The organism is Bradyrhizobium sp. SZCCT0231 (genome assembly GCF_018130245.1).
GTDB lineage: Bacteria > Pseudomonadota > Alphaproteobacteria > Rhizobiales > Xanthobacteraceae > Bradyrhizobium > Bradyrhizobium japonicum_F.
On the sequence record NZ_JAFCKP010000008.1, the window covers coordinates 58156 to 72630 of the forward strand.

The window sequence follows — 14475 nt, forward strand, 5'->3', positions numbered from 1 at the left end:
GGAAGTCGCCCCCGAACGATGATGGTCTACCACGCGAGATTATTGCGACGGTGAGCGCCCGTCGATCAGCGGCGACGGTCTCATCAGCCACATTTAGTCACAGTGAAGGCGCCGCTGCCCGGCCGCGTCCGCGAATTGCACATGCGCGGCGAACCGGACCGCAGCGCGCTTTTGGATCGCTACGCACTCACGATCGATCGGCCCTGCCTCTCCATCGAGGGCGCCGCCCGCCCTGGCATGCTTGAAAGCTGCCCGCGCATCGCGTGGGCCGCGCACTAGTCGCCGTCCGCGCGGAACGCATACTTGAGAGTCCACCCAAGACGAACGAACTTTGCTGCCGGATGATATTTTCGAAGCTTTGGCACGTTCAATCTCTTCAATGGGCGCTAAGGGGCATCGTCAGCTAGCGACTACTTTCTTCTCCGAGCAAACCTGCCATGTGGCCTATTGGCCCGTTGCAGACCTCGGGCGCGCTCGATTAGGCTTGTCATCGGACCGCCCGCCGGCCGCCGTTGCCAACACGATCATCCCCGCAGTCAATTCGAGCAAATGCAGTCGAGACAGGCCCTAAGCATGAAAATACAGGTTGGCTTCGAAATGACCTACGACTTCCAGCAAGTCACACCATTGATTGCTGTCGTCGGCATGCATTTCACCCGCGCATCCGACATCATTGTGCCGGATTACCTCATCACTGAGCCTTCCGTGCCGATCTCGCCATACCGCGACGGCTTTGGAAACTGGTGCAGTCGGTTCGTTGCGCCCGCCGGCCGCATGCGCCTTTCCGCCAACGGTACAGTGCGCGATAGCGGGTTGCCTGATGTGGTCGTGCCTTCCGCCACGCAATGGGCTGTGGAGGATCTGCCACCTGATACCATCGTTTATCTGCTTGGCAGCCGCTACTGCGAAACCGATCGGCTTTCCGACATCGCATGGAAGCTGTTCGAGAAAGTGGCGCCGGGTTGGCCACGGGTCCAGGCGATCTGCGATTTCGTGCACAATCACATCGCGTTCGGCTACGAGCACGCGCGGGCCACCATGACGGCTTGGGAAGTATTCAACGAGGGCAAGGGCGTCTGCCGCGACTATGCGCATCTTGCCATTGCATTCTGCCGTTGCATGAACATTCCAGCGCGCTATTGCTCCGGCTATCTCGGCGACATCGGCATCCCGCCGCCCCACGCTCCCGGGGACTTTGCAGGCTGGTTCGAAGCCTATCTTGGCGGCCGCTGGTACACATTCGATGCACGCAACAACACTCCGCGAATCGGCCGCGTCCTGATCGCGCAAGGCCGCGATGCGGCGGATGTTCCGATTGCCCAAACGTTCGGACCCAACACGCTCGTCAGTTTCAAGGTGTGGGCTGATGAGCTTGTGTAAAGCGCTCGCCTTACCAGGCGGCTGAGATTGATCTCGCTAATTGCTTGGAAGACTGCTACACAGTTCGCATCACCGCGCGCTAAGTGGCTGTTATCGGTGACTGAGAGCGTTGCGCTCCCGCCTCAACCCAAGAGAAGGCGGTCAGATGTCAAATTCCGACAAATTCGACATTCGTGAGTGGCTCGTACCACCTTTGTTGGTACCGGCCTTCCTCGTACTGCTGATTGCGGTGACGGCCATTTAATAGCGATAAGTCCGTTCAATCACCATGCGTCAGAACTGGAAACCGGGGCATTGAGCCAGTTCAGGCCAAACGGGAGCCCAAATGGCAAACACGGCAATCATCAGGGATGCCTACGGGGTTCCGGCAATCTTCGTTGGTTCGAAGACTGGCCGGGACGATGCGCCCTTTGTCTTCGTGAGGGTCGGAGGTGAGGAGCGCCGAATGCGTTGGTCCGAATGGGATGCTCTTCCGGCCTGGACCGGCGAGAGCCCCACCTGGGCGAGTAAAACCAAATAGCTATTGAGTGCTCAGCATGAGGATGGTTCGAACAGGCACATGGACCGTTGCGCTTTTGCTGGCATCGGTACTGGACCCATACACGTCAGCAACTTTTGCCGCGGAGCCGAACTGCCGTGCGATCGAAAGCACCAGCGCGCGCCTCTCCTGTTACGATGCGGCATTTCCTCCAAAAGCCAGGAAGCCCACCGAAGCCGGCATCGACTCATCGTCAGGTTACAAGGATCCATTTCTTGCGGAAGAAGCCCGAACCGCTGCGAAGCTAAAGAATATCTGCCGCGGTTGCTAAGTTTCGCTTCCGAACATGAGCGCTTCAATTGAGAGAGCCTGTAAGATGACGAACGACGATGCTGAAGGTCGCCGAGTGGTCCGCCAACGAAAGCGTGCTCTTCATCTGGCTGGCACGGTTTTGGATGGCAGGGCAGACCGCTCCGCAAGCTCTAAGGACCAATCGGCGAGAAAGCAGTACCTGCTTGACGGCCCTGCGGAATTTAAATCGGTCCGCGTCGACCGTTCGAAGAAGACTTCAAACGATGCTGAGTGATCGAGGACGGTCGCTTCGGCCCAGAGTCATGATGGCGCATGGAACATCAGGGCATTAAATACACGGTGGTCCAGACGATCAATCCGCCCGGCTGGAAATGGTCGTTTGAGCGAGACGGTCGGTCACCCCGAACCGGAATTTCCTTCAATCGAGCGGAGGCTGTCAGCGCAGTTGAACGAGCGATCAGCCGATCGCTCAGAGATCAGCAACGCCCGTAGAAGCGCTCGGTTTGCAGCTCCGGCTTCAGTGAATTTGGTCTCTGTCCTCGGCACGTTGCCTCTCGACGCCGGCGTCGCAAGGCGCAAGTGCGGATCACAAAAGCTCGGCGCCAGGGCGGAGAATTGCAAGAGACTTGCTCCCGGCCAGTACCGCGTTGCAGACCATCGACTAGCTTCCAGCAATTCCCAAATAGTTCCTGCCAGGAACCGAACAAAGCGCTCGCCATTCGGCAGATAAAGGCGCACTGTCTCACTACCATCGAGCGGCCCTTAGCATCTATCGGTGGAGTGAACGCAAGCTGCGCTCCCGCTCAACCCCGCAGCGGAGCGTCAAACATGTCGGCTCAACGGTCCCCAGGACAATCCTTGACATTCGAATACCGCCTCGCGCAAGAGGCGATCAATCTCCGCCTACAGGCCGAGGGGATGCCAGTTGGCGTCCGCCGCACGGAGCTTCTGCGAAAAGCCCGGCAGATCGATGTGGCCGGGGAGCTCAACAAGTGGTTGACGTCCCCGGGACTACAGCCACCATCTTGACTTTAGGCTTCGTTCTTGTCCGACGTGATGAACTTCAGCACGCCACGTGGAGACCAACGTTTATCGGGATTTTACTCTCACCCTCCCGGGGCTGGTAAGCCGCCGCCTGCGCTTTATTTAAGCGGGCGGCGTTTTTGCTCGAGATGGTATGCCATTGGACGCGACGTCTAGCGGCTGATCGTGATTTCCATGTGGCTTTCTAGGAACGCCGCTGGGAGAACGGCTTTAAGCTTAATCACCTTTTCGGATCCCTGGGCTACATCGGTGACTGAGAGCTGGTTGCTCCCGCCTCCAAGCCGCGGGATGCACATGTGCAACAAGTGCGACCAGATAGCCAACGAGATTGAACAGTTCCGCAGGTTGATAGCACCGGGAATGGACGCGCTTAGCCTAGCGATGATCCGATGCGCCATCGAATTGCTAGAAGCTGACAAGGCGGCCTTTAAGTGCCGCGGGAGCGCGCGCAACTTGGTCGATGTCGCCTCTTGGCCCGTGGCTGACACTAGCTAGCTCATAGCGCCGCGAAGCCGGCTTCCTTGTGGGCTGCATCTACGGCTGCCCGGATGGCTTCTTTCTGAGTTGGGTAGGGCCCGTAATGCTTTGCATCCAGAACGATCTTCCATTGGTTTTCACGGAGTGCAAGCAGCAATATCTCACCTACCTCAAATACCCCACCACCATCCGAGTCGTCTCCTCCACCAGCGTCCGCACCGTCTTCTCCGACAGCATCTCGGCCCCGTTCAGCACGGTGTTGTGCGCGACCGCTTCGATCGCGCTGACGCAGATGAACGTCGCTAATCCCGGGTCTATCCTGCGCATCTCCTTGCGGCGGCTTTCGAGATAGGCGCGCACTAAGGTATGGACCTCGCGGTTGAAGGCTTCGACATCCCTGAGCTGGCCGGTGCGGGGGATCTGTTCGGCGAGGACGCGGTGCAGTTTCGGGTTGATGCGGTGGGCTTCGATCGCGACGGTGACTAGCTTGCGCACGGCCTTGTCGATCGGCAGGTCGGCGACCTCGGTGAGCGCCGTGCGGACGATGCCCATGATCTCCTCGTTGTGACGCTCGATCACCGCGGCGACGAGGGCCTCCTTGCTCGGAAAATACTGATAGAGCGAGCCGACGCTGACGCCGGCGATCTCGGCGATGCGGTTGGTGCTCGCCATCTCGAAGCCTTCCTTGACCAGAATGCGAGCAGTCGCCTCGACCAGCGCGTCGACGGTGGCGCGGGATCGCTGCTGCGAGGCATTTTTCCGGGGTTTTGTGGGCGGTTTGCGGGCCACGGCCTTGTGATCTGAATGCGAGTAGGAAAAGCGAGCGAATGCTCGCATTATACCGGCAAGTGGCGGCGGGTCGGCAAGCCTCTTTGTCGCCGTTTCGAATAAGCCCGATGGGGATGTGGCCATGAGCGTTGCCAGGATCGTGTCGGCCTTGCAGTTGTGCCCGGGCGGGTGCGTGTTCGGCCCGCCGGCCCGGCGCGATCCCGCACCGAGCCTGCAGAGTCGCGTCTTCAACGTGCTGCTGCGCCTTCTTCCGTTCAAGAAGCAGCTGGCATCGGCCGAAGCCGTGCAGGCACACGTGCAGAAGCTCGCATTGCAGCCGGCATCGTTCGAGCCGACGGGACTTGGCCGCGGCGTCGAGGCAACGCTGACGAAGATGGGCGGATGGCCGGTCTATTACACCGCGCCGTCGTCGGGACACGAAGGCTGCAACTACGTCATGTTCCTGCATGGCGGCGGCTTCATCAACGAGATCGTGCCGGCGCATTGGCGCCTCATTGGCGAGATGACGCGCAAGGCGCGCGTCTGCTGCGTCGTGCCGATCTATCCGCTGGCGCCGCGCGCGACCGCGAAGGACGTGGTGCCGGCGACGGCCGAGCTGCTCAGGATGCTGCTGGAAGACGCAGGCGACGCAAAGGTGACGGTAGCAGGCAATTCGGCCGGAGCTGGCCTCGCGCTCGCCGCCTGCCAATGGCTGCGCGATCGCGGTCATCGGCAGCCGAGCCGGATGGTGCTGATCTCGCCCGCAGCCGATGCCTCGGTCAGCCGCCCGGAGCAGGTGGCGATCGCGGCGCGCGATCCGATCCAGGACATTCCGGGGATCGTCGAGGCGGGGCGGCTCTATGCCGGCGAGCTCGATGTCGGCCATCCCTTCGTCAGTCCGCTCAACGGCGCCTTCCGCGCGCTGGCGCCGATGACGATCTTTTCGGGCATGCGCGATCTGCTGTATCCCGATAGCGTCGATCTTGCCGAAAGGGCGAGGGCGGTGGGCGTGCCGGTCGAGCTGCACCTGTTGCGCGAGCAACCGCATAATTTCGCGTTCATGCCGACGCCGGAAGGGCGGCGGGCGCGTGCAATCATCTTGCGTGAGGTGGCCTAGGGAGGTGGCGTGATCATCGTCACAGAGCGCACTGCCGCGAACGGTCCGGCGCTGGCGGTGCCGCACGGAGGGGAAAAGGCAGCCCCCGGGGCGTTTCCTCCTGGATCAGTCGTCCTGGTATCCGTCGTCTTGGTACCAGTAGTTTTGCGGGGCCTTCAGGCGTGGCCCTTGATCTCGTAGTGACCCGGCACGCATTTGTAGCGCTCAAGGCGCCAATTGGCGTGATAGATCGGATGCTCGCCCATCCATTTCGCCAAGGGCGCCTGTGCGCCGACCGCGCACTGCATCATCGAAATCTCGGGCGTCATGTTGCTGTCGGTCACGATTTCCTCGACGCAACTGCCTGAGCTGGCTGCGCTAAGCCGGCAAAGCACGGCAACGACGGTCACGAACATTCCTGTCACCTCATCGGTTGTTTCTGACCACGAAGAGGATGCAAGCGGAGTGCCAGAGCCTGTGACACGCAAACAACACGCTGGCCTAGCCGACTCAACCCAGCGTCCATCCCCCATTTGACGATTCGGATTGTAAAAAAATTGCCCTTGACCCGAAGCCGGACAAATACGGGAACCTGCAGCAACACCCAGGAATGATCGATTGTCGGGGCCGCGTTGTGTATGAGCCACTTCACAAGGCCCGCACAGGAAACGCGAGGGCAGAACACGAAGGTGAGATCGACCGGCGTGATCCCGCCGATGACGACGCCGTTCCGGAAATGCCGGAGGCATCAAGCGCGCAGCACGCCGCGAGCCGCAGGCGTTGGGGGGCCTCGGCGCGTTGAAGGTGCCGTAGCTCGAGTGCCGCGAATAGTCCGTCCGCCGAAATAACGGATGTCGAACATGGCAGCACACGGCTTTTACCCGCGGATGTCGCGCTGCTACAGTTTCGCGCGCGCCTCGGTCAGCGGCGCCGTGACGAAGAAACATACCGACAAGGGGAGGGACCGAAGTCCCATGAAGGATTTTGCTGGAAAGATCGCGGTCATCACCGGCGGCGGCACGGGAATGGGGCGCGAGCTCGCGCGGCAGCTCGTCGCCGAAGGCTGCAACGTCGCGATGTGCGACGTCTCGGAAGCCGCGATGGCCGAGACCAAGCGGCTCTGCGAGGTCGAGAAGCTGCCGCAAGGCCTGCGCGTCACGACGCATGTCGCCGACGTCGCGATCGAGGATCATCTCAAGCGCTTTCGCGACGAGCTCGCCGCGCAGCAGAAGACGGACAAGATCCATCTCTTGTTCAACAATGCCGGCATCGGCGGCGGCGGCAGCCTGTTCACCAACACGCGCGAGCAGTGGGAGCGCACCTTCAACATCTGCTGGGGCGGGGTCTATCTCGGCGTGCGCACCTTCCTGCCGATGCTGGTTGCGGCCGACGAGGCCCACATCGTCAACACCGCCAGCGTCAACGGCTTCTGGGCCTCGATCGGCATGGGGCAGGCGCACACCGCCTACAGCTCGGCCAAGTTCGCGGTGAAAGGATTTACCGAAGCGCTGATCAATGACCTCCGCCTGCACGCCCCGCACGTCAAATGCTCGGTGGTGATGCCCGGCCATATCGGCACCTCGATCGTCTCCAATTCGCGCAAGGTGCAGAGCGCCGATGGCTCGGAGCGGCTCAACGCCGACGAGGTGGCGCTGACCCGCAATCGCATGGTTGCGGCCGGCGTGCCGGATGCCGACAGGATGTCGGACGAGGACATCCAGGCGGCGTTCGCCGAGCGCGCCCGCAGCTTCCTGGAGGATGCGCCGACGACGGCGGCGCAGGCGGCGAAGATCATTCTGGACGGCGTCAAGGCGGAGCGCTGGCGCATCCTCGTCGGAGAGGACGCCAAACGTCTCGACGAGCGCGTGCGCGCCACCCCGGAGCAGGCCTACGACCGCGCCTTCTACGAAAGTTTCACGCAGGAGGTCGGCTGGCGGCTTGGTTGAGGCCGCCTCCGAGGCTCCTCCGAGGCGCGCCAATATGGGTATGATGATCGTCATGGCAAGAGAGGCTCACCCAATTTTACGTGCCACCTCTTGCCAATGCTGGTCCCGCTCCATGAGCTGTCGGAATGTCACACATGCGACATGACGATGTTCAAGTGATGTTGATCTCAAACGTCTGTAATGGCGCGTGCAGCGGCTTGGTCGGTGACCTGAAATGGTTTAGTCAGTCGGGGTAACGCGACGATTAGAGCGTAGCTCCCGATGATGCCCGCATGCCTCTCCGACGACTGGACCCTTTGCCCGGAGCGAGAGGACATTTCCGCTGAGTTCACGCGGCTGCTCACCGCGGCCCAGGAGGGCGGCGCCACGATTGCGGAATGCCTCATGATCGCGCGGCAGCTGAAGCGCGGCGACGACCGGTCCTGGCATCGCGAGTGGAAGAGGCTGGCGCAAACCAATCGGCAGCGCGCCGAGGCCGCGTTCGCAGAGGGCCATCTGGCGAGCGCGCAGCGCAATTGGCTGCGTGCGATGAACTACTATGGTGCCGCGGCGATGCCGCTCGACCCGGCGGACGAGCGCCGCTGGGTTGCGGTGCTGGCGATGCAGGAATGCGCTCGCCGCTACCTCGGCGCGCGCAGCCCGGCCGGCGAGGTGGTGACGATACCCTGGCTCGACGGGCATTCGCTGCAGGGCTACTTCCTTCCTGCGCTGTCGGGGAAGGGGCGGGCTCCGACCGTGATCTGCATCGGCGAGCCCGGCCACCGCAAGGAAGAGTTTCTGGTCAAGCTCGTGCCGCATGCGCGCGAGCGCGGCTTCTCGATGCTGGCACTCGACCTGTTCGGCGACCAGCGCGACGACTATCTCGACGCGCTGTTGCGGCGCCGGGATCTCGAGAGCGCGATCCCCGGCGTCATGGACTATCTGGAGACGCGCGGCGACGTCGACTTCGCGCGCGTCGGGATCATCGCCGATGGCTGGGGCTCGTCCTTCGTGGCGCGCGCGGTGTTGCAGGAGCCGCGGCTCGCCGCCGCCGTCTGCGACGGCGGCCTGTGGGACCTGCACGAGCGGGCCTTCTTTGCCAGCCGATTCGCGATGAGCGACGTCAGCATCGTCCCGGTGCCGCATGCGCCGCTGATGGCCTCCAGCGCCGACTGTCCGGTGCTGATCACGCTCGGCGAGGACGGCTGGCTCAAGGCCGATCGGGCGCGTCAGCTCGTCCAGAACTCCCGGCTCGGCAGCTCGGATGTCATGCTGAAGGTGTTCACCGCGGCGGAGACGGGCGCGGCGCAGGGGCATGCGGACAATCCGAGCCTCGCCAACGAATACATCTTCGACTGGCTCGAATCGCGGCTCGGCGACGCCGGGCGCATCTAGCCGCGGCCGCCCGCGTCAGAAGCCGACCGTCAAAAGTCCAGGGTCAGGCGGACGCAGGCCTTTTCCAGACGGGTCTTCAACGTCGCAAGCTTGGCGGTGAATTCCGTCAGCTCGGCTTCGTCGAACTCCTGGAAGACGAATTCCTTGATGGTCTTGTACTGCTCGTTGAGGCTCGCCAGGTGCTTCTGCGTCTTCTCGGTCAGGGACAGCCGCACCACGCGCGCGTCGGTCGGCGAGGGGCGGCGGCGCAGCAGGCCCTTCTTCTCCAGCAGCTTGGACTGGGTGGTGACGAAGGACGGATCGACGTGGAGGAGCTTGGACACGACGTTGACCGGGATGCCGTCGTCCTTGTCGAGGTCGGAGATGGCCATCAGGATCAGCCATTGCGGCCCGCTGATGCCGAGCGTTCTCGCCCAGAACTGACGCAGCTCCTCGAGATACATGTTGATCGACGATATCTCCCAGGTGAAGCGCCTGATGATATCCAGATTGCCGATGGCGCGCAGGCGCGCTCCTTCTTTCCTCGTCGCGGACACAGCGTCACTCCGTGAACCAATTGTTCAGGTCGGTGTTCGTGGAATGCCATAGTCCACGCAAGCCTGCTCTGACGCAAGTGCAGAGCAGGGTAATTTCGTCACTAAAACTACAAAGATGATCAGCTCAGCAGATTGGCCCGGCCCGGGTGTTGCATGCCGGGCACAGGTTTAGTGAAACCAATAAGCTGACCTAATAAACTATTTTGATTAGCGGAACAGCGCAGGCATATTGGTCCGCGACGGTGGGGGGTACTCGATCGTCCCGTTGCAGGTGGTTCGCTCACGTCCCTCGCCTCGAATGCGGGTGTGGCCGAAAGCGCAAAGCGGCCGAGCGGATTGGAGAGACGGGGATCATGGGGGGCCTCACGGTCCGGTCTCCGCAAAATGAGCAACTTGGAGGTTTTAAATGAGAATGGTGAAGAGCCTTTTGCTCGGCACTGCGGCGGGTCTGATCGCCGTCGGCGGAGCCCAGGCGGCCGATCTTCCGGTCAAGGCCAAGGCGGTCGAGTACGTCAAGATCTGCACGCTGTACGGCGCCGGCTTCTACTACATCCCGGGCAGCGACACCTGCATCAAGCTGGGCGGCTATCTGCGTGCCGAAGTGGCGCTCAATGCCGGCGGCAATTACAGCGCCCAGTACAACGGCGTGTCCGCGGCCAACAACCGCCTGACCAACTACTACTCGATGCGCGCTCGTGAAGATCTCAACATCGACACCCGCACCGCGACCGAGTACGGCGTGGTCCGCACCTATTTCGATGCGGTCTTCACCTGGACGACCGGCAGCTATGTCGGCACCGGCTCTGCCACAGGTGCGACCGGCTACAGTGCCACGACGGCTGGCTCGTCCAGCCTCAACCCGACGGACGGCGGCATCTCGGGCGGCTCGCTCGGCGTCTACTATGCCTTCATCCAGTTCGCCGGCTTCACCATGGGTAAGGCGGTGTCGCAGTTCGACGCGCCCTGGGTCAACTATCCCGGCAACAACTTCGACCAGCTGGTCGGCGGCAGCGGCTCGACCAACGGCGTCGCCCAGTTCACCTACACGGCCGATTTCGGCCAGGGCGTGACGGCGACGATCTCGGCGCAGGACCAGACTCAGTTCTTCACGACCAACATCTGGAACACGGCCGGCATGAGCACCACCGGTGTCCTCGGCGGCGCGTACGGCTCGAACGACATCGGCGGCACCCGGTCGCCCGACATCGTCGGCACCGTCCGCGTCGACCAGGCCTGGGGCCTGTTCCAGGCGTCGGTCGCCGCGCACGACAATCACGTCGGCTACTACGGGGCCACTGAAGTCACCGGTCATCCGGAAGACAAGTGGGGCTGGGCCGTCCAGCTCGCTCTGTCGATCAAGAATATTCCGACCGGCGCCGGCGACGTGATCAACATCTCGGGCGTCTACACCGAGGGCGCGAGCCGCTACAACTTCCAGTCGCTGGCAGCGACCAGCTACTCGATGTTCGGCAGCTCGAACGCCGCCTATCAGAGCATCGGCTTCGCCGGCGTCTCTGACGCTGTGTTCGGCCCCGGCGGCAACCTCGAGCTGACCAAGACCTACGGCTTCCGCGGTGCCTACACCCACAACTGGAGCCCGTTCTGGAACACGGCCGTCTACGGCGCGTGGGCTGCGGTCAACTACAGCGGCACGGCGAAGGGCCTGATCTGCGGCAGCGCCGCGTTCGCCACCCTGACCGGCACCTGCAACCCGGACTTCAACATCGGCCAGGTCGGCGTCATCACCCGCTGGACGCCGGTGAAGAACCTGACCTTCTCGGCCGACTTCACCTACAGCCATCTCGATCAGAAGTATTCGGGCGTGATCACGACCGGAGCACTGACGAGCGTGGCCAAGCCGGCGGCCACCTACGAGCTGAAGGACCAGGACACCTACAGCCTGCTGCTGCGCGCCCAGCGCAACTGGTAAGCTTTGGGTATTCGGACGTGATGAAGCCCCGGCGGGAAATCGCCGGGGCTTTTTTTCGCAAGGAGGGGCGTTCGGAAAATCCGGCGGCCCGTGCGGACGGCGAAGACGAGCCATGCGATTCGATCGCCTCAAATTTATTTACTTACCTGAGTTACTAAGCTATATAACCCTCAGCCAAATACGAAAGTTGCGGCTCTTAGCTTCATGCTAAGCCTCCAGAAACCTCCGGTGATGCCCCGCCGGAGGTTTTTTGTTTTCGAGATGGCGCAACGTCAGCCGCGCATCACGCGGGCGCGCCCATGCGGCCGGTAGGCGAGGCGGCTGTGACCGGCGCAATAGGGCTGGCCATCGGGCGCCGTGTTGCCGCAGAAGCAGAAATCGTCTTCGCCCGGTGTCGAGATCGGCCATCGGCAGCGGTTCTCGGACAGCTCCAGCAGCGAGCAGCGATTGGCCTCGTCGATCGGGCCTGCAATCACCGGCGCATCGGTCTCGCCATAGATGGTGGCGAGCATCTCGTATTGCAGCCGCGGCACGGCCTTGCGCATCCGCGCCGGCGCCAAGCCTCTGTCCTGGACCTTGCGGTCGTCGACCGTCCGGCCGCGCGTCAGATTCAGCCGCGACAGCTTGCCGATCACGGCATTGCGGCTGACGCCGATGTCGGCGGCGATCTCGCTGCAGGAGAGGCCGGCCTCGAAGTGCTGCTTCAACAGTTCAATGCGTTCGTCGGTCCAGGTTCGTGAAGAGGCTGGTGAGAGAGCAGGCATGTGTAACGGTCCCAGGTTGCAGATGTCGGCCATCCGCCGTCTCGAGATCCGTCCGCCTCACGCACCGAGCGCGCTCACGTCCTGCCATTGTCGCGGATCGACAGAAGCCCGTCCTTGATGGCGAGACGGATGCCTTCCTCGATCAATGTCCGTGCGACGCCGGGAACGCTGGTGCCGTGGGTGCCCTGTCTCACCAGCTTCTCCAGGTAGGCGATGGTCGAGAGCGCCAAGGTTACGGGAATGCGGTCAGTCTCGGCTTTTTCGGTGGCCATGGCGCGAACGCTAGCCTCTTACTCGGGTACATAAAAGTAACGATTAAGACTCTATTTAGGTTCGAGGGTGGAAGTCAAATCAGCGCCAAAGCGGCAGCTCACCTAATTGGAATCGCTTGGGAATCGGGCACGCCGCGGCGCGCCGCGGGGAAGACCGGGCGGCGGCTCGATGTCAGCAGGTCAGGGAAGGGCCCGGCGGCTCAGCCGTGCACGATCGCCTTTTCGATCATGCAATGGATGCCCTTGGCGCCGTTGACGGTCTGGGTCACCCGGAGATCGGCGGCCAGGCTGCACAGCGTGTAGGCATCCTCGCGCGACAGATTTCGCGTCTCGCCGAGCAGCGCGATCATGTCGCGAAGCGCGCGCACCACGCATTGGTCGAGATCGGGGTCCATCGCCATGGTCATGTAGTGCGTCGGCGTCTCGGCGCGGGGGTAGTCGAGCCTGAGGTCCTTGCGCAGCGTCAGGCGGAAGCGGCCCTGCAGCGCGGTCTCGATCGCGGTGACGCAGACCTCGCCGTCGCCCTGCACGCCATGGCCGTCGCCGCAGGAGAACATCGCGCCCGGCACGAACACCGGCAGGTACAGCGTCGCGCCCGCGCCGAGCTCCTTGTTGTCGAGGTTGCCGCCCATCGCGCGCGGGATCAGCGAGGAGATGCGGCCCCAGGCTGGCGGTGGCGACACGCCCATCACGCCGAAGAACGGCTTGAGCGGCAGGTCGAGGCCCCACGGCATGCGGCCGGTCATCCGCGACCGGTCGAGCGGGATGTTCAGGATCCGCGTCTCGTGGAAATCGTCGGGCAGGGTCCCGGACAGCGGCTTGATCATGTTCCAGCCCCAATCCTGCCGGAGCTGAACGTCGAGGATCTCGACCGCGAGCACGTCGCCGGGCTCGGCGCCTTCGACAGCGATCGGACCGGTGAGGATGTGGCCCGGCAGCATGCGCTCGCTTTTGGCATGAACCTCGTGCATCTCGGGCGGAATGTGAAATTTGTCGCGATCGGGCAGCATGTCGGGTCCGCCGCTGATGGTGTCGACCGTCACCTCATCGCTGCTGGCAATGGTGAGGACGGGCTGAAGCGCGGCTTCGAAGAAGCCCCAATGGCAGGTTTCGGGGCTGGAATGCAGGTGATGATGGGTCATTTGCCGCGTCCGCTTGGTTTCATCGGCCGCGGGCTTGACCCAACGATCGATCCTCTTTCAAGAAGATTTCTGAAGATGGCGGGGCCGGTCAAGCCCTGAACCGACAGGCCAGATGATTTCAGCGAGGCTCCCCTGTTTTTCGTTCTTTCCAAGACCCTGGGCACCGCGCTGCTGCCGATCAATCTCCTGGTCGAGCTCGGAATCCTGTCTGTCGTGCTGATGGCGACGCGCTTTGCCACGTTCGGCCGCAGGCTTGCCGTGACCACGCTGGTGCTGCTGGCGCTCGCGGCGTTCTCGCCGCTCGGCAGTCTTCTGATCTATCCGCTGGAGTCGCGCTTCCCGGCGTGGGATCCGTCGCGTGGTGCGCCCGACGGCATCATCGTGCTCGGCGGCTCGGTCGACACCGATCTGTCGGCGGCGCATCGCACGCCGGTCGTCGCACACGCGGCCGATCGCCTGTTCGCGCCGGCCGAGCTCGCGCGCCGCTATCCGAACGCGCGCATCGTCTTCACCGGAGGCACAGCGAACCTGGTTTCGACCGAGGCGAAGGAGGCCGACTATTCCGCGCCGATCCTGGAGAACCTCGGCATAGCGAAGGACCGCCTGATCCTCGAACGTGACTCCCGCAACACCTGGGAGAATGCGATCTTCACCAAGAAATTGGTGTCACCAAAGCCGGGCGAGCGCTGGCTCCTGGTGACGTCGGCCTTCCACATGCCGCGCTCGATGGGGATCTTCCGCAAGGCCGGATTCGACGTCGAGGCGTATCCCGTGGACTGGCGGATGGGGGAACGCGACGATCTGTTCTCCTTCACGAACATGGGGGCTGACGGGCTGGGCCGAACGGAAGTCGCCGTCCGCGAGTGGATCGGCCTCGTGGCTTACCGCCTGATGGGCAGGACCGGCGAGTTGCTTCCGGGACCGGGCAAGGACTAGAACGAGGCACCAAGACAAGA

At 62.9% G+C, this 14475-nt stretch carries 12 protein-coding genes; 6 read left to right on the forward strand and 6 right to left on the reverse strand.

Going from position 1 to position 14475, the window contains the following annotated elements:
• Positions 1 to 573: 573 nt before the first annotated feature.
• Complete coding sequence (locus JQ566_RS19835) at positions 574 to 1380, forward strand: transglutaminase-like domain-containing protein (protein ID WP_212374713.1); 807 nt, start codon at positions 574 to 576, stop codon at positions 1378 to 1380.
• Between the two features lie 2476 nt (positions 1381 to 3856).
• On the opposite strand, the gene JQ566_RS19840 is transcribed toward JQ566_RS19835, so the two are convergent.
• Positions 3857 to 4603: a TetR/AcrR family transcriptional regulator gene (locus tag JQ566_RS19840; protein ID WP_249139615.1), complete on the reverse strand. Its 747-nt coding sequence runs from the start codon at positions 4601 to 4603 to the stop codon at positions 3857 to 3859.
• Here JQ566_RS19840 and JQ566_RS19845 point away from each other — a divergent pair.
• On the forward strand, positions 4602 to 5576 hold the full coding sequence (locus JQ566_RS19845; RefSeq protein ID WP_212374714.1) for an alpha/beta hydrolase fold domain-containing protein: 975 nt from the start codon (positions 4602 to 4604) through the stop codon (positions 5574 to 5576). The genes JQ566_RS19840 and JQ566_RS19845 overlap by 2 nt on opposite strands.
• A 155-nt stretch (positions 5577 to 5731) precedes the next feature.
• Here JQ566_RS19845 and JQ566_RS19850 read toward each other — a convergent pair whose 3' ends face one another.
• Positions 5732 to 5971 carry a hypothetical protein gene (locus JQ566_RS19850; protein ID WP_015685698.1) on the reverse strand — a complete coding sequence of 80 codons (240 nt, stop codon included), beginning with the start codon at positions 5969 to 5971 and terminating at the stop codon, positions 5732 to 5734.
• 558 nt (positions 5972 to 6529) lie between these two features.
• Here JQ566_RS19850 and JQ566_RS19855 point away from each other — a divergent pair.
• Together JQ566_RS19855 and JQ566_RS19860 are read left to right on the forward strand one after the other, a co-directional pair.
• Positions 6530 to 7501, forward strand: coding sequence for an SDR family NAD(P)-dependent oxidoreductase (locus JQ566_RS19855; protein ID WP_212375050.1), 972 nt, complete (start codon positions 6530 to 6532; stop codon positions 7499 to 7501).
• A gap of 261 nt (positions 7502 to 7762) precedes the next feature.
• Positions 7763 to 8875: an alpha/beta hydrolase family protein gene (locus tag JQ566_RS19860; protein WP_212374715.1), complete on the forward strand. Its 1113-nt coding sequence runs from the start codon at positions 7763 to 7765 to the stop codon at positions 8873 to 8875.
• Between the two features lie 29 nt (positions 8876 to 8904).
• Here JQ566_RS19860 and JQ566_RS19865 read toward each other — a convergent pair whose 3' ends face one another.
• On the reverse strand, positions 8905 to 9411 hold the full coding sequence (locus JQ566_RS19865; RefSeq protein ID WP_212374717.1) for a MarR family winged helix-turn-helix transcriptional regulator: 507 nt from the start codon (positions 9409 to 9411) through the stop codon (positions 8905 to 8907).
• A 406-nt stretch (positions 9412 to 9817) separates the two neighbouring features.
• On the opposite strand from JQ566_RS19865, the gene JQ566_RS19870 reads away from it, so the two are divergent.
• Entirely contained in the window at positions 9818 to 11341 is a 1524-nt protein-coding gene (locus JQ566_RS19870; protein ID WP_212374719.1) for a porin, read from the forward strand.
• 272 nt (positions 11342 to 11613) lie between these two features.
• On the opposite strand, the gene JQ566_RS19875 is transcribed toward JQ566_RS19870, so the two are convergent.
• From JQ566_RS19875 to JQ566_RS19885, 3 genes are all read right to left on the reverse strand, one after another.
• Entirely contained in the window at positions 11614 to 12105 is a 492-nt protein-coding gene (locus tag JQ566_RS19875) for a GcrA family cell cycle regulator (protein ID WP_212374721.1), read from the reverse strand.
• Between the two features lie 74 nt (positions 12106 to 12179).
• Positions 12180 to 12377 (reverse strand): hypothetical protein, encoded by a 198-nt coding sequence (locus tag JQ566_RS19880; protein ID WP_024341172.1) that lies wholly within the window; start codon positions 12375 to 12377, stop codon positions 12180 to 12182.
• A 200-nt stretch (positions 12378 to 12577) separates the two neighbouring features.
• Positions 12578 to 13519 carry an acetamidase/formamidase family protein gene (locus tag JQ566_RS19885; RefSeq protein WP_212374724.1) on the reverse strand — a complete coding sequence of 314 codons (942 nt, stop codon included), beginning with the start codon at positions 13517 to 13519 and terminating at the stop codon, positions 12578 to 12580.
• 168 nt (positions 13520 to 13687) lie between these two features.
• Between JQ566_RS19885 and JQ566_RS19890 the strand changes: the two genes are divergently transcribed.
• On the forward strand, positions 13688 to 14455 hold the full coding sequence (locus tag JQ566_RS19890) for a YdcF family protein (RefSeq protein WP_212375052.1): 768 nt from the start codon (positions 13688 to 13690) through the stop codon (positions 14453 to 14455).
• Positions 14456 to 14475 lie beyond the last annotated feature (20 nt).